The following is a 17500-nucleotide window of genomic DNA, read 5'->3' as shown; positions in this document are numbered from 1 at the left end:
GTCTGCCCGGGGGCAGGCAGGTGGGGAAGGTCCATTCACAAGGGGAGCAGGGATGAAGCAGGTTGTGATCGGCAGGTCGGCCTTGGCCGCGGCGTTGGCGTTGGCACTCAGTGCCTGCGGAGGCGGGGGCAGCAATGTCCGCGGGGATCTGGAGCCGTCGCCTCCCCCGACCACCCCGCCGTCGCCGCCCCCCACCACGCCCCCGACGCCACCGCCGACCACGGCACCGCCGGCACAGCCGGCCTTCGATGCGCACCTGAGCATCATCCAGGCCGGCCCCGCGCAGGCGGCCGGCTGGACCGGCGCCGGCGTGCGCATCGGCGTAGTCGATTCAGGCGTCAACCGCAGCCATCCGGCGCTCAACGGGCGCGTCGTGGCCAGTTACACCTACGTCGATCCGCGGGTGAACAACCCCAACGTGGATGATGTGGTCGGGCATGGCACTGTGGTGTCCCAGTTGGCGGCCGGTCGCCGGGTGGGAAGCTGGCCAGGCGGTGTGGCGACGGATGCGCAGATCGTGTCGGCACGGATCATCGCCGACAAAAGCCCGGTCGATGATGGGTCCGGCAGCGGCAACCAGGTCAGCGGTGCGCTGGGCCTGGCGCCCGTGCACCAGGATCTGATCAATGCCGGCGTCAAGATCATGAACAACTCGTGGGGCGGCCTGTACTGGACCAATCCGGCCGCCACCGCGCCGATTGCCCAGGAGTACCGTCCTTTCATCATCGGCAATGGCGGCCTGGTGGTGTTCGCGACCGGCAACGAGAGCAAGGCCAATCCCTCCAGCATGGCGGCCCTGCCCAGCCAGCCGGGCACCGGCGGCAGCCTGCCGGCAGCGGATCTGGAGCGCGGGTGGCTCAGCGTGACCGCGGTCGATACCGCCGACCCGAGCAAGCTGGCCTCCTACGCCAACGCGTGCGGCGTGGCAGCACGCTATTGCCTTGCGGCCCCGGGCACCGCGGCGTACGTCGATCCGGCCAACACCGGCGGCACGCCCACGTACTACTACGGCTCGGGCACGTCCTATGCAGCGCCGCTGGTCTCCGGCGCGGCCGCGCTGGTGTGGCAGAAGTACCCGTACTTCACCAACGACCTGGTGCGTCAGACCCTGCTCGGCACGGCGACCGATCTCGGCGCGGGTGGCGTGGACAGCACCTTCGGCTATGGCCTGCTCAACATCGCCAAGGCGATCAACGGACCGGCCAGGCTGGACTGGGGCGATACGACGGTCAATGTCAGCACGCCGGGGCTGAATTCGGTATGGAGCAACGACATCAGCGGCAGTGGCGGACTGACCAAGCAGGGTACGGGTGCGTTGACCCTGGCCGGCGCCAATACCTACACCGGTGACACGTTCATCGAGCGCGGCACCCTTGCGTTGCGCGGCGGTGCGTCGCTGCGTTCCAACGTGCTCATCGTGCCGCAGGCAGGTGATCCCAACGCCGCGGCGCTGCAGTTCATGAACGGCACCACGCGGGTGGGCGGCAACGTGGACAACGGCGCCAGCGTGATGCTGCGCAGCGACAATATCGATGCGGTCATCGAAGGCAACTACATCCAGCGTGCCGGCGCGCAACTGGTCGTCGCACTGGGGGCCAACCCGCTCATGGTGAACGGCACCGCCACGCTGGCCGGCACGGTCCGTGTGGACAGCATCATCGCCGGTTACGTGCCCCGTGACGGACGCACGCAGCCACTGCTGCATGCCGATGGTGGGGTGGCCGGCACCTTCGCCAGCGTCACCAATGGGCTGACACCCGGCAGCCTGCTCCAGGCCAGCCTGCTGCACGCCAACAATGACGTCACCATGGTCATCGACCGCATCAGCGTGACCAGCGCCAGCCTCCAGGCCGGCCTGGGCGGCACGGCGCTGGCCTCGGCAGCGCGGGTCGAATCCGCGTTTGAAGTGCTGGATCGCAGCGGCGCGGCACTGGATGGGTTTGCCGACGCGGCCGGGAAGCTGCAGCAGGTGGATGGCGCCAGCGCCTTGCAGGCCAGCCTGGACAGCCTCTCCGGCAAGGCCCACGCCCTGGCCACTGCAGCGACCTTCGACAGCATCGACATGAACCGTCGTGCGCTGTCGGCACGGGTCGGTGATGCGCAGGCCGCGCCACGCCTGCGCGGTGCCTGGCAGAGCACGCTGGGCGAGGCGGGCCAGGGCAGCTTCGCCGGCAACGGGGTGGCGACCCGGGGCTGGATGATGGGCCAGGACATGGCATTGGGCAGCCACGGCATGCTCGGTTTCGCATTCGGTGAAACGCGCAGCTACGGCAGCCGCGCGTGGGGCAGTGACCGTGGTCGCGACCGTCAGTCGCAGGCGCAGGTGTATGCCGGCTGGGGCACGGGCCGCGCGTATGCGATGGGCCAGATCGGCGCCGGCCAGTTCACCCGTGAGATCGATCGCCAGTTGCTGCTCGGTGCCGGGCAGTACGGCGTCAATGCGCGCTATGGCGGCAGCTTCAGCGCGGCCAGCGTGGAGTCGGGCTACCGTTTCGGCAGTGCCACTGCCTCGATGACGCCTTACTTGGGCGCCGAGTACGCCCGGGTGGACAGCGATGGTTTCAGTGAAACAGGCGGCATGGGCTTCGGGCTGCGCGCGCGCGATGCCGTGAGTACGCGCAGCCAGGCGTTGGCCGGCCTGCGCGCCGAGCGGCGCTGGGGCGGCTGGTCGCTGCGCGGCTATGCCGAATGGCAGCAGCATTTGTCCAGCGACGGCCTTTCGCTGGAGGCCAGCTTCGTCGGCGTCGAGGCCTGGGCGCCGGTAGCAGGGTTGCAGCCGGCCCGCTCGGGCGGGTTGTTCGGGCTCTCGCTGGAGTCGTGGTTGAACCGCAACAGCCGACTGGCGTTCGGGTACGACCAGCGCTTTGGGCCGCGCGGCGATCTGCGTCAGGTGCAGGTGCGCTATTCGGCTGGGTTCTAAACGCGGGCCTGGCCGCGACGCAAAAAAAAAAGAGGGCGCGATCGATGATCGCGCCCTCTTCGTTTGTCAGCGCAACGGCTCAGTTGCCGCGCAGGCTGCCCCGGCGCGGCGTGCTCCGGCCCAGCGGCATCTTCAGCTTGCCGATCGACAGGATGCGCGATTCGGCGATCTGGTCGGCGGCGCGCTGCGGGGCGATGCCCTCGCTCTGCGACAGCGCGAAGATGCGGCCGAGGTTGTGGTAGATGCTGCGGATCAGGCGCATCGCGCGCTCACGGTTGTAGCCGTCGATCTCCAGCGAGACGTTCATGACGCCCCCGGCGTTGACCGCGTAATCCGGTGCGTAGAGGATGCCGCGCGCGTGCAGCTCGTCGCCGACCTCCAGGCTGGAAAGCTGGTTGTTGGCGGTACCACAGACGATCTTGCACTTCAGGCGCGGCAGGGTATCCGGATTGATCGCGCCTTCCAGCGCGCAGGGCGCGAAGATGTCGGCGTTGACGTCGTAGATGTCTTCCGGCTTGACCGCCTCCGCACCGTATTCGGTGACAGCGCGGTCCACGCGCGTGCTGTCCAGGTCGCTGACGTACAGCTTGGCGCCACGATCGCGCAGCAGCTTCACCAGTTCCATGCCGATATGGCCCAGGCCCTGCACCGCGATGCTGGCCTTGCCCACTTCCTCATGGCCCAGCTTGTGCTGCATCGATGCCATCAGCGCCTGCAGCGCGCCGTACGCGGTGAACGGTGCCGGGTCGCCGGAGCCGCCGTGCACCTGGTGTACGCCGGTGACGTACTCGCTCTCCAGGTAAATATTTTCCATGTCGTTGACATCGGTGCCGACGTCCTCGGCGGTGATGTAGCGGCCACCCAGCGAATCGACATAACGGCCAAAAGCGCGGAACAGCACTTCAGTCTTGTCGCGCTTGGGGTCACCGATGATCACCGCTTTGCCACCACCCACGTTGAGGCCGGCCAGGGCGTTCTTGTAGGTCATGGTGCGGCTCAGGCGCAGCGCATCGGCCAAGGCCTCGTCGGTGCTGGCGTAGGGACGCATGCGCACACCGCCCAGGGCCGGGCCGAGGGTGGTGTTGTGGATGGCGATGATCGCCCTCAGACCGGCGTCGCGGCTGTGGCAGAACACCACTTGTTCGTGACCGGTGGTTTCGAGGGTTTCAAATAACATGGTGGCTCCGATGGTGCGAACGGTGGCGAACAGCGGCGAACGCGCCAGCAAAAGGTGGGTTGTAAAACAAAAAAAGCGACGTCGTCGGGTCTCGGACGGGTCGCGCGGCGCCATTCTAGTGCATTCCGACGGACGGTGTTGTCAGGGGTCTTGCGCACCACGGCCATTAAAGTTGCTGAAGCGCAGGCCGATGCCGTGGCAACGGTGTGGATGGCCGGTCATCGCAGGAAGGATCACGTGGGCGCAGTCGCAACAAGGCAAGTGCGGGACCCGGCGCGTCCAGGGCCATGGGCATGAACGGCGCGATGGTTGTCGGCGCCGCTGTGCTGGCGCTGCTTGGCATGGCCGCTGTGCTCGGTCACCGGCGTGCCGTGGTGGCCCGGGCGATGGCGCGTGGCGCCGCCACGCACGGGCGGGCCGCGGCGTTGCCGGTCGCCCCGGTAGCGCCGGGTACCGATCCGGTGGGGGTGCTGCAGGCCGGGCTGCATACGCTGGCACTGGTGCCGCGCAGTGGCGATGCCGCCGACGCGGCGGCCCCGCGCACCGTTGAACTGCGTGATGCCGTCACCGCATCGCTGCTGGCGCGGGACTGGTCGGCCAAACACCTGCCCCGCCGTCCGCAGCTGCTGCCGCAGCTGATCCAGACCGTCAACGACAGCGACGCCTCGGCGCGCGCAATGGCGGGGATCATCAGCCAGGACCCGGTGTTGACCGGCAATCTGCTGCGCATCGCCAACAGCCCGGTCTACCGGGTGCAGGCGCGCCCGGTGGAGACCCTGCAACGCGCGGTCACCCTGGTCGGTACCGATGGCATCCGCCAGATCATCAGCGCGGTGCTGGTGCAGCCGGTGATGCAACTGCAGTGCGATGCCTTTCCGCAGTTCAGCGCGGTGATCTGGGAGCATGCGCTGCTGGCCTCGCGCGCTGCCGCCGACCACGCACGCACCGTGACCCATGAAGATGGCTTCGCGGCGCAGTGGCTGGGCCTGACCCAGGGCCTGGGCGCGGCGCTGGTGATGCGCCATCTGCTCGATGCCTGCACGCAACAGGCGCTCGCCGCCCCGCCGCGTGCGCTGGCGGCCGATCTTCTCGACGGTTGGACCCTGCCGGTGGCCAGCCGCATCGCCGCGGCATGGGAGCTGCCCAAGGCCGTGCACGATGCCTTGATCCGCCAGAGTGGTAGTGGATTGGCGGCCAGCCTGCGCTTTGCGCGTGCGGCGGCGGCGGCCAGCCTGCTGTGCCGCCATGGCCAGATCGGTCAGGTCCAGGCGCTGGCGTTGCTGGAGCAACTGGACGACACGCCGCCGCATGCACTGCAGTGGATCTGGCGGCGCGTGCACGGGCGGGCCGTGGAAACGCTGGAGGGCGAAGAGGCCGAGCTGGACGTGGCCCAGGCCGGCTGAGCTAGAGCTGCGACTCCAGCGGCAGCCAGCTGATCGCGCGTGCGCTGGCCCGCAGCCAGAACCCGGTGTCCGGTTCGGTAGACAGCCAGTGCGGCGGCTGCGCATCCCGCTCCAGCCAACGCACGTCGCCGTCCGGTCCCAGGGCCACCCAGTAGCTCTGGCGTGGGCTGGCCAGGCGCAGGTATTCCCCGCGCAGCTGCGCGGCCAGCACCGGATCGTCGAACAGCACGCCCATCTCGGTGTTCAGATACGCCGAGCGAGGGTCCAGATTGAACGAGCCGACGAAGCCGCGCTGGTCGTCGATCATGAAGGCCTTGGTATGCAGGCTGGCGCCACTGCTGCCGAACAGGCCGCCGCCATCAACGTTGCCGCGCGATTTGAGCTCGTACAGCTGCACGCCACTGCGCAGCAACGGTGCCCGGTAGTGCATGTAACCGCTGTGCACGGCGGCCACGTCATTGGCGGCCAGGGAGTTGGTGATCACCCCGACCTGCGCGCCACGCGCCACCATCGCGCCCAGCCCCTCGGTGCCCTCCTCGCCGGGCACGAAGTAGGGCGAGATCAGCAAGGCTTTGTGCTGCGTGCTCTGCAGCTCCTGCACCAGGCGCGTCACCAGCCAGCCGGCCTGATCGTCGCGGCGGTGCTTCATCGGCGGGTCCGAGGCGATGGCCACGTGGTTTGACCAGTGCAGATCCAGCGCATCGCGGTAATACGATTTCTCCGCCTGCGAACGCGCCACGCGTTCCAGGTAGGGCTTGGCACTGTCCAGGCGCGCTTCGTGCTCGCTTTCGCGGATCAGCAGGCGCAGCTGCGGTTCGGTGTAGAACGCCAGCGCACGGATCGGCACGGCGGTATCGCTGTTCCAGTACTCGTCGAAGATCGTGTTGGCCTGCTGCACCGCTTCGCCGGCCACCAGCAGGTCCAGGTCGCGGAAGTTCACATCCGGGCGTGCGCTGAAATACTCCTCGCCGATGTTGCGGCCACCGACGATCGCCACGCGCCCATCGGCGATCCATGACTTGTTGTGCATCCGGTGGTTGACGCTGAAAACGCGCTGCACCATCTCGACCAGGCGCCAGAGCCCGCTGCGGTTGCGGAACGGGTTGTACAGGCGGATCTCGATGTTGGGGTGCGCATCGAGCGCCATCATCAGCGCGTCCTTGTCCTGCGCGTTCATGTCATCGAGCAGGATGCGTACCCGCACGCCGCGCTCGGCGGCGCGGTACAACTCGTTGGCCATGAGATGGCCGATGAGGTCGTCGTGCCAGATGTAGTACTGCAGGTCCAGGCTGCGCCCGGCGTGCTGGGTGATCACCGCGCGTGCGGCGTATGCGTCCAGCCCGTCGGACAGGAAGGCCACACCGGTCTGGCCGGGGTGCTCGGCCTGCAGGCGGACCAGCTCGCGATCGATCGGGGTCTGGTCGGCCTGCGTGGGCAGCACCGTCGAACGCTCGCCCACGGCCTGCGGGGTGAGGTGATCGGCCAGCAGCAGGCCGCTGAGGACCAGCAGGATCAGCAGGGCGACAACGATCCCCAGCCAGCGCAGCAGCCGGCGCCAGAACGGTTTTTTCTCGGTCATGCCCCGATCGTAAGCGGCCGGGGCGTGCAGGGCGAGTGCTGGCGCGGTTTAGAAACGCTCGTCCGGCGCCAGGTAACGCCACTGGCCCGGGACCAGCTTGCCCATCGCCACGCGGCCGATGCGCAGGCGGCGGATGCTGATGACCTCCAGCCCGACCTGGGCGCACATGTCGCGCAGCTGGCCCGGATGCACCGGCTTGATCGCAAAGCGCAGGCGGGTTTCGTTCTGCCAGCTCACCTTGCACGGTGGCAACGGCCAGCTGCGGAAGCTCAGGCCGTGCGCGAGGCGCTTCATGCCGTAGGGCGCCAGCTCGCCACTGACTTCCACCAGGTATTCCTGCTCCAGCGTTGCGCCGCGATCCTTCAGGTGCGAGATCACGCGCCCGTCCTGACTGACCACCACCAGGCCGCTCTCGTCATCGGACAGCGGCATCACCAGCTGCAGGGCGTGGAAATGCCGCTGCAGCAGGGTCACACCGGTGGCGTCGAGTTCACTGCGGCTTTCCGGGGTCACCAGGGCGCACAGTTCGTCCGAGCGCATGCCGGCCGGCTTGTGCAGCAGCATGCTCACGGTCTCGGTGCGGGTTGCCTCTGCGTTCTCGCGCAGTACGATGTCCTCGTCGGTGACCATCGTCTGCGGCTGTTCGACCACCTGGCCGTTGACGGTCACCCAGCCGCCCTCGATGTAGCGCTGGGCGTCGCCACGGGAGCAGCCGATCAGGCTGGTCAGGCGTTTGTCGAGTCGGATCGGGTCGGTCATGGGGCAGGCAACATAAAACGGGAAGCGGGCGGGGAGTGTACTGGCTGGGGCCCGGCGCTGCGCGATGAGGGTCGCTGCGGCTCAGGCCGGCGTGCGTTCCAGGTGGGTCAGGTACAGGCGCAGATCGAACTCCAGCTGGTGGTAGTCCGCTTCCATGTGGGTACACAGCTGGTAGAAGGCCTTGTTGTGGTCCGATTCCTTCAGGTGGGCCAGTTCATGCACCACGATCATCTTCAGGAACGGGGCCGGCGCCTCGCGGAACACCGTGGCGATGCGGATCTCTCGGCTGGCCTTGAGCCGGCTGCCCTGCACCCGCGAGACCGTGGTGTGCGTGCCCAGCGCGTGCTTGAGGACCTGCAGCCTGCTGTCGTAGATCACCTTGGACAGCGGCGCGGACTGGCGCAGGTAGCGCTCTTTCAGGCCCTGGGTGTAGTCGTAGAGCTGGCGGTCGTTGCGGACGGTATGCAGTTCGGCATAGCGGCGCTCCAGCCACGGCCCCAGCCGGTCGCCCGCGATCAGCTCGCGCACCTGCTGCTGCAGGGCGTCGGGATAGCCGGCGAGGTACTTCAGGGCGGTCATGCGGGCGGTTGGGGCGGGGCGGGCAGACCAGTATGATGGCCCCCGGAATCCCGCAACAACAGATGCTAGGCGTATGGCGAAGGCAAATCCCCTGCAGGAGCAGCTGCTCAAGGCTGGGCTGGTCAAGAAATCCCAGGTCTCCCAGGCCGCCCGTGAACAGGTGAAAGCCCGTCACGGCAAGGCCCCCGTCGCGCCCAGCGACAGCCAGCGCGAGGCCGAGCGCCTGCGTGCGGAAAAGGCTGAACGCGATCGTGCGCTGGAAGCCGAGCGCAAGGCCAAGGCCCACGCCCAGGAGCTGCAGGCCCAGGTCCGCCAGATCGTCGAGGCGCACAAGGTCAAGCGTGAAGGCGAGAGCGAGTACCGCTTCAACGACGGCACCGTGATCCGCACCCTGCTGGTCAACAACGTGCTGCGCCGCCAGCTGGCCTCGGGCAGCCTGGTGATCGTGCGCCATCGCGACGGTTTCGAACTGCTGCCGCGGGCTGCGGCCGAGAAGGTCCGCGAGCGCGATGCCAGTGTGATCGTGCTCGACAACGCCCAGCCCGGCAGCGAACCGAGCACCGGCAACGCCGAGGACGATGCGTACTACGCCCAGTTCCAGGTGCCGGACGACCTGGTCTGGTAAGCCACGTCTGAAGCGTTCACCCGGCGCCGCGGGCGTTCAGCCCTACGTTGGCTGGGCGCGGTGGACGGGGTCTATGCTGGTGGCCTGACACCGGCATGGGAGACACATCATGGCGACAGGTTGGGCTGGCGACGGTGCCGTCCAGGATCAGATCGACGCCACCGTCGATGAAGCCATCCAGCGGGCACGCGCGCAGCTGCGCGACGGCCCCGGTTTGACCCACTGCGAGCATTGCGACGCGCCCATTCCCGAGGCGCGGCGGAAGGCCGTACCCGGCGTACGCCTGTGCGTGCGCTGCCAGGAAGAAGAGGACGCCGCCCAGCAGGAGGGCAGCGGCTACAACCGCCGCGGCAGCAAGGACAGCCAGCTGCGCTAGGTATCGATCCTGCGCCCGGGCATTGCCTGGCCGATGGCGGCGGGACTCAGCCGTCCCCTTGAATCCCGCCCGGCGCCTGCGAAGGATCGCGCCAACGGCGCACGGTGCGTTGGAAGAACATGTTGTTGGGCATCTGCAGCACCGTGCCTTCATGCCCGCTGCCGGTTTCCTGCAATGTGGTGTAGATCAGGTTGATGTCGATCACGCGGCCCTTGAGTCCAGGCTTCTCACCGTTCTCCAGCAGCTCGATGTAATCGTGCAGGCGGAACGGCCGCGTGGTGAAGATCAGCAGCGTGCAGAAGATGTTGGACAGCACGCTCCACGCCGCGAAGAACGCCACCGCGCCGACCGCGGCGAACCCGGTGAAGGCGGTCCAAAGTACCGTTGCCGAGACGCCCACGATGTTGAGCACGATCAGCAGCACGGTGAAATACACCACGAAGGTGAACACCCGACGTGCGCCCATGATCATTTCCGGCGGGAGTGTGTAGTGCTCACCGACGCGGCGGATGAGCCGCCGGGCAACCAGCCGCAGCAGCCAGGCCACCAGCAGGGTCACCAGAATCTGCAGGGCAGGGACCCCGTAGTGCAGCCATTCGTGGGTCCAGGCGGGCAGATGGTCTTTCATGGGGGAGGAATTCCTTTGCAGCGTTAGTGCCGATCCCGCCATGGTAATGCCGATGCGCCTCACCGCATCGTGGTGCCGGCTTACTCCGGCTTCCTGCCGTACACATCGAACACAGCGATCATCGCCGAGGCACACAGCGGCGCGTTCTGCGCGTACTGCACACAGACATCGGGTGCTTCAGACCTCAACGTGACCTGGATCTGCAGCGGGCTCCACGGCAGCGTGCAGCCGGTGGCCAGCGAGAGCAGCAGGGCCAGGCAACTGGAAGACATGGGAATACTCCTTGGCGGGGGCCGGTAGTGACATGGGATTGGATGCAGCGCCGGCCAGGAAGGTTTAAAGACCGCAGAAATAATCCGCCTTGCCGCACGCGTGCCACACGCGAGTCCCGTAGCGGCCGGTAGGCCCCTGGGCAAAATCAAGGAGGAGGTCGTCGCCTTAAGGCGGCGGCCGGGGGACATTTGCCGAGGGGCCTGCCGGTTGCTACGGGGCCCTCACGCTCGCAGCAGCCCCAAGCGGAGGCACCTGAAAAGAAAGTCAGAACGGGCTTAAACCTTTTCCATGCCCCCCGCATCCAACAGATATGCTCGACACGACCATGCCCGCCTCCAGCGCCACGACCCAGGCCGACGCCGCCGATGACCACGCCCTGGTGCGTGCCGCGGCGGCCGGCGACGTGACCGCGTACGAACGCATCTACCGACGGCATTCGCCGCGTGTATACGCCGTGCTGTGGCGGCTGTGCGGCGGCCACGCGGCCCGCGCCGAGGATGCCCTGCAGGAGGCCTTCCTGCAGGCATGGCGCGCCCTGCCGGGCTTCCGTTTCGAAAGCAGCCTGGGCACCTGGCTGCACCGCCTGGGCGTGAATGCAGCGCTGATGGAACTGCGCGCCAACGCCACCGGCGATGCGCGCGATGCCGGTGAGGAGGGCTGGGAGTCGCTGGCCATGCTGCCCGCCCAGGACCGCTGCGCCGGCACCTCGATGGACCTGGAGCGCGCGCTGGAAACACTGCCGCCACGGGCCCGCGCGGTCCTGGTCCTGCATGACATCGAAGGGTGGAAACACCAGGAAATCGCCGACCAGCTGCAGATGGCCGTCGGCAGTTCCAAAGCACAGCTGCACCGTGCGCGCGGCCTGCTGCGTGCACGCCTAGGAGAAACCGCATGAACCCCCATGATTCCGATCACCACGAACTGACTGCACGCCTGCGTGCCCTGCCTGCCGAGCGCGTTCCGCCGGCACGGGTCTGGCAGGGCATTGCCGCGCAGCTGCCAGGCCAGGCCCAGGCCCAGGCCCCGGCGGTTGCGGTGGCAACGCTGCCGACACGCCGCCGGCGGCAACGCTGGCCGCTGCGCATCGGGCTCGGCCTGGCCGCCGCGCTGGCGCTGCTGATGGTGGTGCCGACGCCGGTCCCGCACACGCCGGCACCATCGCTGCTGCAGCGCCAGGCCGATGCGATGGCCGGTGAATACCAGCAGGCCATTGCAGCTCTGCCCAGTGCCGGTGTCACCGATGAGTGGCGCCCGGCCCTGCATGAACTCGACGCCAGCGCGGACAACATCCGCGCGGCCATCGCTGAAAATCCCCGCTCGCGCTATCTGCTCGGGCAACTGCAGCGTACCTACGCGCTGCGGCTGGAACTCACCCAGCAGGCGGTGCTGTCCGCCGGCCTGCCCACTTGAAGGAGAACCCCATGCGCATTCCTCTGTCCCTGATCGCCGCCCTGGCCCTGTGCCTGCCGCTGGTTGCCCAGGCCGCCACCAACGTCAATGAGCGCCACCCACTGGGGGCCGGCGGCCGCGTGGAGATCAGCAACATCGCCGGCAAGGTGACCGTGCGCGGCTGGGACCGCAGCGACGTGGCGCTGACCGGTTCGATGGCCGATGGGCTCACCCTCAAGCAGGACAAGAGCAGCAACCGGGTGCGCTGGGAAGTGGAGTACCCGCGTGGCCGCAGCAACGGCGGGGCGACCCTGGAGCTGCGCGTGCCGCGTTCGGTGGAAGTGCAGCTGGGCACCATCAGCGCCGACATCGACGTCGCCGACATCGACGTGCGCCGCCTGCAGGCCAACAGTGTCAGCGGCAGCATCACCGCGGCCGGGCGCAGTGGCGAGACCACGTTGAACACGGTCAGTGGTGGCATCCGCTCGCAGCTGCAGACCGCACGCCTGGATGCGCGCACGGTCAGTGGCCAGTTGCTGGCCGGCGGTGGAGCGTCAGGGGAAGTGGCGGCCGAATCGGTTTCCGGCCGGGTCAACGTCAATGCCGGGCGGATCCAGCGGCTGGCGGTGGAAACCGTCTCGGGCAGCCTGGACGTGAGCGCGACCGGCATGGCGCCGGGCGGCAAGGTGACGATGCAGACGGTCAGCGGTTCGGTCGCGCTGAAGCTGCCGGCCACTGTCTCGGCGCAGTTGAACGTCAAGACGTTCAGCGGTGGCATCCAGTCCGACGCCGGGCAGGTGGAAAAGCCGCGTTATGGCCCGGGCAGCAGCCTGGATGCGCGTCTGGGGTCGGGCGATGGGGATATTTCGATCAACTCCCATTCCGGGAGCGTGCGGGTCAGCCTGGGCCGCTGAGTGCGGCCACCGCACCGGCCAATGCCGGTGCGGTCGGCAGCAACGTCAGCCGGCTTTCTTCAGCGCCAGGGTATTGCCCAGCACTTCGATCTTGCCGCCACCTTTACGGAAGGCAGCCAGATCCGCAGCGATGCTCTGGCTGCTGACGGCGGAGTTGGACCCTTGCTTGCGGTCGACGCGAACGGTGTTGCTTGCCTTGGGGGAGGTCTTTGGCGTACGAGCCATGGATGCTCCTGCTATGGATGAAGCGTGGAAGAAAACGTCGACAGATCCTGCTGTTGTCGACGGTAGTCCTGCCGCACGAGGCGGCAATCATCGCCGCCCATGTCGAACTGACGGCAGATCGCGGGTCGCTGCGAGTAGATCGTGCAGCGCAGGTGATACGGGTCGATCGCAGCGCACCAGCCTTCTTCGTTGCGTGCCATCACCGTGCCGCCACGCGCATCGGTGTCCAGCAGGTAACCGGGCACGTTGTCGTCAGGCATGACGGTGACGGTGAGCCGACAGCACACCGCGTCGCAACGACGGCAATCGATGGGGTCGGGCTCGGACGATGTAAGAAGTGCAGCCAGGCGTTCGCCCAATCTGAGTGTCTCTTGGCGGCTCGGGGTGCAGCAGGCTGTGAACGAGCCGGATCACAGCGATGAGCGATCCCGGCACCGCGGACAGGTCCGGACGGTGGCAGCATCGAAGAGGACGGTGGCCTGGGAGGCCCGGAAGATGGTGCTTGTTGCGTCAAGCGCATTGCGCTTTGAAGCCGAAAGATGATAGCGCTTTCGGCGTAACGTTTTGTTAATAAGGCCGTTCACGCCTCTTCAGGCCTTGCGGGGCAAGGCCTGGCGCTGCCGGTGGATCAGTTGGCGGCGGCCAATGCCAGCCCGTGCACCACACCGAAGGACGGATTCCCGCGGACCAGGGTCGAGCTCGGGAAGGCGTTGGCCACGGCCTGCTGCAGGTAGCCGGCGCGCGACATGCCGCCGGTCAGGAACACCGCCGCCGGGTCGTGGCCGATGTCGCTGCGCACCTGCTCCAGCAGGGCGGTCAGCTCGCCCAGATACCCGCCGGCGGCGGTCTCCAGCCGCGAGGCATCGATCTGCATCTGCAGGCCGCGCTCGATGAAGTCCAGCGCGCTCTCGTGGCTGGCCACGCTGCTGAGGGCGATCTTGCAGCGCTCGACTTCACGATACAGGCGCGCGGTATTGCCGGTGTCCTGCAGGGCGGTCAGGCGCGGGCCGAACGGCGCGTCCACATCACGGTAGGTGTGCTGGCGGAAATCACGCTGGCGGGTCATGTCCTGCACCATCGCCGCTTCCACATAGTGGTGCGCCGGCACGCGGGTGATGCCGCGGCCGAACAACGGCATGTAGCCGCCCAGACTCAGCGCCAGATCGATATCGGTACCGCCACGGGCGATACCCCAGGCGCGGTGGATGGTCGGGGCCTGGCCGCCGCCCACGCGCGCATGGGCGACATCGGTGGTACCACCGCCGATATCCACCACCACCGCGTCATGCTCCTGCGGGCTCTCGGCGTGGTAATGCATCGCGGCGGCCGCCGGCTCTTCGAGGAAATCGATGCTGTCGAAGCCGGCTGCGATCGCCGCACCGTGCAGGATCTCCAGCGCCTGCGCGTTGCCGGCCTCGCCGATCGAGCTGCGGAACTGGACCGGGCGGCCCAGCGTGGCGGTGCGGATCGGCGTGTCCAGCTGGCGCGAGGCGGTCAGGCGGATGTGCTCGAGGATGTGCGTGGCGATGCCGGCGATGGTCTGGCGCGCACGGGGGTGCAGGTTGTAGCCGAGCATCGACTTGGGGCTCTGCACCAGGTTGCCTTCGTTCTCTTCGAAGTAGGCCTCCAGCGCGTCATCGCCGTAGACCGCGTTCTGCAGCAGGGTGGTGGAGCTGAGCGGGGCGCGCATCTGCTCTTCCATCCACTGCCGGCGCACCACGCGCAGGGCCTCGCGGCGCAGTGCATCGGGGGTACGCTCCTGGCCGGCGGCGCGGGCATCGCGCGCGGCCGCGTCGACCAGCCGGGCCAGATCGTGTTCCAGCGCCGGGGTCAGTTCGAAGTCGTTCGGGTCGCGCATCACCTCGGGGAAATACACCGTGGTGCGGAACTGTTCGGCCTGGCCGAACTGGATCGGCACGACCTTGCCGTCGATCACCACGGCGGCGGCGGAGTTGCTGGTGCCAAAGTCGATGCCGAGTTTCATGCGGGGGCCGGGCCGGTGGTCAGGGGGCGCGCACTTTGCGGCAACGGGACCGCCGACGCAAGGGCAGCCGGTAACGGGCGGTTACACTAACGGCCGTTTCGTAACCGAAGAGCTGTCGATGTCCGCCATTCCCGCCTGCCCGCAGTGCACCCTGGAAAACACCTATGCCGATGGCGCGCTGTTCATCTGCGCGGATTGCGGCCACGAGTGGGCGGCCGGTGACGGTGGCGGCGAGGCCCTGGTGGTACGCGACAGCAACGGCAACGTGCTGGCCGCCGGCGACACCGTGACCGTGATCAAGGACCTGAAGGTGAAGGGCTCCTCGATCCCGCTCAAGCAGGGCACCGTGATCCGCAATATCCGCCTGGTCGAGGACGATGCCGAGCACATCGAAGGCAACTCGGAAAAGATCAAGGGCCTGGTCCTGAAGACCTGCTTCCTCAAGAAGGCCTGAGCCGGCTCAGTTGGCGTTGGTGCCGCGCTGGCGCCAGCGCTGCAGGCTGTCCAGCTTGGCCTGGTAGCGGGATCTGAGGGCGTCGCCGTTTTCGCCGGCCAGATCCCGTGCGCGCTGCATTTCGATCGAGGCCCGGCGCGCATCGCCGGCCAGGAAGTAGCTCCGGGCCAGCGCGAAGTGGAAGGGATGGGCGGTCTCGTAGAGGCGGACGGCCCGGCGGTAGAAACGCACCGCCGCGGCGTAGTCCCGGCGCTGCTCGGCCTGGGCGCCGAACATGTACTGGGCGAAGGGATCGTCGCGCTGTACGCGCGCCAGCCGGCTGGCCAGCAGGCCGGCCTGCCGGGTGTCGCCCGTGCGCCGGTACAGCGCGCTGGCATTGCTCAGGCTGGCGCCATGCCGCGGTTGCAGGCGCAGGGCGGTTCCATAGTCCCTGCGGGCCTGGTCCAGCTTGCCCATGCGCGCATCCAGAACGCCCAGGTTGTTCCAGGCGGCCACGAAGTCCGGCGCCATGCCCAGCGCGGCGCGGAAGTAGGCGCGCGCGCCCCCGGTATCGCCGGCGGCCATGCGGTCGGCCCCGCGGTTGTTGTAGAAATGCGCCAGCGTGCGTTGCCGGTTGATGCGCTGCGGGCCGAGGCGGTCATACAGCACGCTGTGGTCCAGATCGACCGTGCCGCTGCGCCCGTCCAGCACGATGCCCGCGTTGACGTGGCCCACGCTGTAGATCACCCCGGAGGCCTGGTACCAGCTCACCACCTGCGCCACTTCCTGGACATGCGCATCGATGCCGGCGAGGTTGGCAAGGGTGACGAACAGCAGGGTGAACGAGAGGCAGTTGGCGCGCCGCGTCTGCCACGTTTCACCGATCGTATGGGTCGCGTCGGGGTCGTAGGCCAGGTGCAGCCCGTGTTCGTCGAAGATCATCTCGACCAGCCGCTGCAGGCGGCGCTCGCGCGCGTAGCCCGGATCGATGACCCGTTCGTGCAGCAGGGCGAGCAGCGGGGCGGGCACCTCAAGGATCTGCGCCGGCGTGGGCAGTGCGGTGGCGCTTGGCTCAGCTGCGGCCGGCGGCGCCGTGTCGGCCGCCCAGACCGGCGTAGCGGCCACGGCCATCCACGCGATCAGGAAGAGTCTGCATGCGGTCATCGCCGTCACCTCGCGAGGCGTTGGGTCCGTCCACGCCAGTCTAGGCGCGTCGTCGGGCGCCGGCATGCCGTTCATCGGCCGATCGCGCCATCCACAGGGGATGTGGATCAGCGGTCGACAAACATGTGGATAACCGGACGCACCCACTGCGCGGCAACGGTTCTGTGAAGGTGGTCAAAAAAGCACCGCCCGGCTTGCCAGCGTCGCTGCGACGGCCAATCATGCGTGCATGCACGTCGAACCGATTCCGCTGCCCGCCGGGCAGCTTGCCGCGCTGGAAACCGCCTACGCCCTGCCGCCGCGGGCGTATCACAACTGGTCGCACGTCCAGGCCGTCCTGCAGCACTGCCGCACGGTTGCCGAGGCCGGTCCGGGCTGGGTCCGGCCGCGTGAGGTGCACCTGGCCGCGCTCTATCACGACGCCATCTACGACGCGGGCCGGGGCGACAACGAAGCGCGCTCGGCCGACATGGCACGCCAGGCCATCGCACGGTGGCTGCCGGAGGCCGGGATCGATGCGACGCGGGTGGTCGAGCTGATCGAACTGACCGCCCGCCACAGCAAGCTCGCGCCTGGCGACGTCGACCCGGAGGCGGCGCTGTTCCTGGATTGCGACATGGCCATTCTGGGGGCGCCGGCGGCGGTGTTCGATGCGTACGACCGCGGCATCGCCGAGGAGTACGCCGGGCACGTGCCGGGCTTCCTGTTCCGGCTCAACCGCCGGCGCTTTCTCAAGCAGGTGCTGGCGCAACCGCGGATCTTCCTGAGCGACTTCTTCCACCAGCGGCTGGATGCGGCCGCGCGCGACAATCTGCGCCGGCGGGTTGAGCGCTGAACCACGCCCGCTACACTGTGCGCGCTGTTTTCCCTACGTGTGTGGCCATGTCCGTGTCCGTTCCAGATCCCGATCCGCGTCCGCAGCCGCCGGAAGAGCCCGGCCCCAACGAGTGCTGCGGCAGCGGCTGCCCGCTGTGCGTGCTGGATCTGTACAGCGATGAGCTGCAGCGCTATCGCGCCGCGCTGGCCGCCTGGAAGGAGCGTCACCCCGAGTCCACCGACTGACCCCAGGAGC

At 68.1% G+C, this 17500-nt stretch carries 20 protein-coding genes; 10 read left to right on the top strand and 10 right to left on the bottom strand.

Annotated elements, in window-relative coordinates:
- Positions 1–52: 52 nt before the first annotated feature.
- Complete coding sequence (locus tag AC06E9_RS02020; protein WP_478055396.1) at positions 53–2920, top strand: S8 family serine peptidase; 2868 nt, start codon at positions 53–55, stop codon at positions 2918–2920.
- 79 nt (positions 2921–2999) lie between these two features.
- Here the strand turns inward: AC06E9_RS02020 and AC06E9_RS02015 are convergent, their stop codons facing one another.
- Entirely contained in the window at positions 3000–4097 is a 1098-nt protein-coding gene (locus AC06E9_RS02015) for a Glu/Leu/Phe/Val dehydrogenase dimerization domain-containing protein (RefSeq protein ID WP_121041184.1), read from the bottom strand.
- A gap of 341 nt (positions 4098–4438) precedes the next feature.
- On the opposite strand from AC06E9_RS02015, the gene AC06E9_RS02010 reads away from it, so the two are divergent.
- A complete protein-coding gene (locus AC06E9_RS02010) occupies positions 4439–5500 on the top strand; it encodes an HDOD domain-containing protein (RefSeq protein ID WP_121041182.1) in 1062 nt (353 codons plus the stop codon).
- A 1-nt stretch (position 5501) separates the two neighbouring features.
- On the opposite strand, the gene AC06E9_RS02005 is transcribed toward AC06E9_RS02010, so the two are convergent.
- The 3 genes from AC06E9_RS02005 to AC06E9_RS01995 form a co-directional block, all read right to left on the bottom strand.
- On the bottom strand, positions 5502–7079 hold the full coding sequence (locus AC06E9_RS02005) for a phospholipase D family protein (protein ID WP_121038694.1): 1578 nt from the start codon (positions 7077–7079) through the stop codon (positions 5502–5504).
- Between the two features lie 48 nt (positions 7080–7127).
- Positions 7128–7838, bottom strand: a complete 711-nt coding sequence (locus AC06E9_RS02000) for an rRNA pseudouridine synthase (protein WP_121038691.1) — start codon at positions 7836–7838, stop codon at positions 7128–7130.
- Positions 7839–7919: 81 nt separating this feature from the next.
- Positions 7920–8417: a M48 family metallopeptidase gene (locus tag AC06E9_RS01995; protein ID WP_121038688.1), complete on the bottom strand. Its 498-nt coding sequence runs from the start codon at positions 8415–8417 to the stop codon at positions 7920–7922.
- 73 nt (positions 8418–8490) lie between these two features.
- Between AC06E9_RS01995 and AC06E9_RS01990 the strand changes: the two genes are divergently transcribed.
- Positions 8491–9042 carry a DUF2058 domain-containing protein gene (locus AC06E9_RS01990; protein WP_121038685.1) on the top strand — a complete coding sequence of 184 codons (552 nt, stop codon included), beginning with the start codon at positions 8491–8493 and terminating at the stop codon, positions 9040–9042.
- Between the two features lie 109 nt (positions 9043–9151).
- A complete protein-coding gene (locus tag AC06E9_RS01985) occupies positions 9152–9418 on the top strand; it encodes a DksA/TraR family C4-type zinc finger protein (RefSeq protein WP_121038682.1) in 267 nt (88 codons plus the stop codon).
- A gap of 46 nt (positions 9419–9464) precedes the next feature.
- Here AC06E9_RS01985 and AC06E9_RS01980 read toward each other — a convergent pair whose 3' ends face one another.
- A complete protein-coding gene (locus tag AC06E9_RS01980) occupies positions 9465–10046 on the bottom strand; it encodes a mechanosensitive ion channel family protein (RefSeq protein ID WP_121038679.1) in 582 nt (193 codons plus the stop codon).
- A gap of 80 nt (positions 10047–10126) precedes the next feature.
- Positions 10127–10318: a hypothetical protein gene (locus AC06E9_RS01975; protein ID WP_121038676.1), complete on the bottom strand. Its 192-nt coding sequence runs from the start codon at positions 10316–10318 to the stop codon at positions 10127–10129.
- A 311-nt stretch (positions 10319–10629) separates the two neighbouring features.
- Here AC06E9_RS01975 and AC06E9_RS01970 point away from each other — a divergent pair, with 311 nt between their 5' ends.
- The 3 genes from AC06E9_RS01970 to AC06E9_RS01960 are packed head-to-tail and all read left to right on the top strand — an operon-like array spanning position 10630 to position 12622.
- Positions 10630–11214 (top strand): RNA polymerase sigma factor, encoded by a 585-nt coding sequence (locus AC06E9_RS01970; RefSeq protein ID WP_121038673.1) that lies wholly within the window; start codon positions 10630–10632, stop codon positions 11212–11214.
- Positions 11211–11729: a hypothetical protein gene (locus AC06E9_RS01965; protein ID WP_478055395.1), complete on the top strand. Its 519-nt coding sequence runs from the start codon at positions 11211–11213 to the stop codon at positions 11727–11729. Before AC06E9_RS01970 ends, AC06E9_RS01965 begins: the two co-directional genes overlap by 4 nt.
- An 11-nt stretch (positions 11730–11740) precedes the next feature.
- Positions 11741–12622, top strand: coding sequence for a DUF4097 family beta strand repeat-containing protein (locus tag AC06E9_RS01960; RefSeq protein ID WP_121038667.1), 882 nt, complete (start codon positions 11741–11743; stop codon positions 12620–12622).
- Positions 12623–12667: 45 nt separating this feature from the next.
- Here AC06E9_RS01960 and AC06E9_RS01955 read toward each other — a convergent pair whose 3' ends face one another.
- The 3 genes from AC06E9_RS01955 to AC06E9_RS01945 all read right to left on the bottom strand — a co-directional run bounded on the left by AC06E9_RS01955 (position 12668) and on the right by AC06E9_RS01945 (position 14831).
- Positions 12668–12847, bottom strand: a complete 180-nt coding sequence (locus tag AC06E9_RS01955; RefSeq protein ID WP_019183415.1) for a hypothetical protein — start codon at positions 12845–12847, stop codon at positions 12668–12670.
- Between the two features lie 11 nt (positions 12848–12858).
- Positions 12859–13158, bottom strand: coding sequence for a YkgJ family cysteine cluster protein (locus tag AC06E9_RS01950; protein ID WP_080114834.1), 300 nt, complete (start codon positions 13156–13158; stop codon positions 12859–12861).
- Positions 13159–13475: 317 nt separating this feature from the next.
- The gene (locus AC06E9_RS01945; RefSeq protein WP_478049408.1) at positions 13476–14831 is read right to left on the bottom strand and encodes an Hsp70 family protein; all 1356 of its coding nucleotides are present in this window, start codon (positions 14829–14831) and stop codon (positions 13476–13478) included.
- 118 nt (positions 14832–14949) lie between these two features.
- Here AC06E9_RS01945 and AC06E9_RS01940 point away from each other — a divergent pair, with 118 nt between their 5' ends.
- The gene (locus tag AC06E9_RS01940) at positions 14950–15285 is read left to right on the top strand and encodes a zinc ribbon domain-containing protein YjdM (protein ID WP_019183411.1); all 336 of its coding nucleotides are present in this window, start codon (positions 14950–14952) and stop codon (positions 15283–15285) included.
- Positions 15286–15291: 6 nt separating this feature from the next.
- Here AC06E9_RS01940 and AC06E9_RS01935 read toward each other — a convergent pair whose 3' ends face one another.
- A complete protein-coding gene (locus AC06E9_RS01935; RefSeq protein ID WP_121038661.1) occupies positions 15292–16428 on the bottom strand; it encodes a tetratricopeptide repeat protein in 1137 nt (378 codons plus the stop codon).
- Between the two features lie 229 nt (positions 16429–16657).
- Here AC06E9_RS01935 and AC06E9_RS01930 point away from each other — a divergent pair, with 229 nt between their 5' ends.
- Both AC06E9_RS01930 and AC06E9_RS01925 read left to right on the top strand, forming a co-directional pair.
- Complete coding sequence (locus AC06E9_RS01930; protein ID WP_121038657.1) at positions 16658–17263, top strand: HD domain-containing protein; 606 nt, start codon at positions 16658–16660, stop codon at positions 17261–17263.
- Positions 17264–17310: 47 nt separating this feature from the next.
- Positions 17311–17490, top strand: coding sequence for an oxidoreductase-like domain-containing protein (locus AC06E9_RS01925; RefSeq protein ID WP_121038654.1), 180 nt, complete (start codon positions 17311–17313; stop codon positions 17488–17490).
- Positions 17491–17500: the final 10 nt, after the last annotated feature.

This window comes from Stenotrophomonas sp. Steno-Z10-BAI, from assembly GCF_056393115.1.
Note: the sequence above shows the minus strand (reverse complement) of the source record. Positions and strands in the feature narration are given on the sequence as shown.

Bases quoted from the DNA above. Each gene is read 5' to 3' on its own strand.
- AC06E9_RS01935 (WP_121038661.1), bottom strand. From the start codon at position 16,428: ATGACCGCATGCAGACTCTTCCTGATCGCGTGGATGGCCGTGGCCGCT.
- AC06E9_RS01945 (WP_478049408.1), bottom strand. From the start codon at position 14,831: ATGAAACTCGGCATCGACTTTGGCACCAGCAACTCCGCCGCCGCCGTG.
- AC06E9_RS02015 (WP_121041184.1), bottom strand. From the start codon at position 4,097: ATGTTATTTGAAACCCTCGAAACCACCGGTCACGAACAAGTGGTGTTC.
- AC06E9_RS02000 (WP_121038691.1), bottom strand. From the start codon at position 7,838: ATGACCGACCCGATCCGACTCGACAAACGCCTGACCAGCCTGATCGGC.
- AC06E9_RS02020 (WP_478055396.1), top strand. From the start codon at position 53: ATGAAGCAGGTTGTGATCGGCAGGTCGGCCTTGGCCGCGGCGTTGGCG.
- AC06E9_RS01960 (WP_121038667.1), top strand. From the start codon at position 11,741: ATGCGCATTCCTCTGTCCCTGATCGCCGCCCTGGCCCTGTGCCTGCCG.
- AC06E9_RS01990 (WP_121038685.1), top strand. From the start codon at position 8,491: ATGGCGAAGGCAAATCCCCTGCAGGAGCAGCTGCTCAAGGCTGGGCTG.
- AC06E9_RS01930 (WP_121038657.1), top strand. From the start codon at position 16,658: ATGCACGTCGAACCGATTCCGCTGCCCGCCGGGCAGCTTGCCGCGCTG.
- AC06E9_RS01995 (WP_121038688.1), bottom strand. From the start codon at position 8,417: ATGACCGCCCTGAAGTACCTCGCCGGCTATCCCGACGCCCTGCAGCAG.
- AC06E9_RS01980 (WP_121038679.1), bottom strand. From the start codon at position 10,046: ATGAAAGACCATCTGCCCGCCTGGACCCACGAATGGCTGCACTACGGG.
- AC06E9_RS01955 (WP_019183415.1), bottom strand. From the start codon at position 12,847: ATGGCTCGTACGCCAAAGACCTCCCCCAAGGCAAGCAACACCGTTCGC.
- AC06E9_RS02010 (WP_121041182.1), top strand. From the start codon at position 4,439: ATGGCCGCTGTGCTCGGTCACCGGCGTGCCGTGGTGGCCCGGGCGATG.
- AC06E9_RS01975 (WP_121038676.1), bottom strand. From the start codon at position 10,318: ATGTCTTCCAGTTGCCTGGCCCTGCTGCTCTCGCTGGCCACCGGCTGC.
- AC06E9_RS01965 (WP_478055395.1), top strand. From the start codon at position 11,211: ATGAACCCCCATGATTCCGATCACCACGAACTGACTGCACGCCTGCGT.
- AC06E9_RS01925 (WP_121038654.1), top strand. From the start codon at position 17,311: ATGTCCGTGTCCGTTCCAGATCCCGATCCGCGTCCGCAGCCGCCGGAA.
- AC06E9_RS01985 (WP_121038682.1), top strand. From the start codon at position 9,152: ATGGCGACAGGTTGGGCTGGCGACGGTGCCGTCCAGGATCAGATCGAC.
- AC06E9_RS02005 (WP_121038694.1), bottom strand. From the start codon at position 7,079: ATGACCGAGAAAAAACCGTTCTGGCGCCGGCTGCTGCGCTGGCTGGGG.
- AC06E9_RS01970 (WP_121038673.1), top strand. From the start codon at position 10,630: ATGCTCGACACGACCATGCCCGCCTCCAGCGCCACGACCCAGGCCGAC.
- AC06E9_RS01940 (WP_019183411.1), top strand. From the start codon at position 14,950: ATGTCCGCCATTCCCGCCTGCCCGCAGTGCACCCTGGAAAACACCTAT.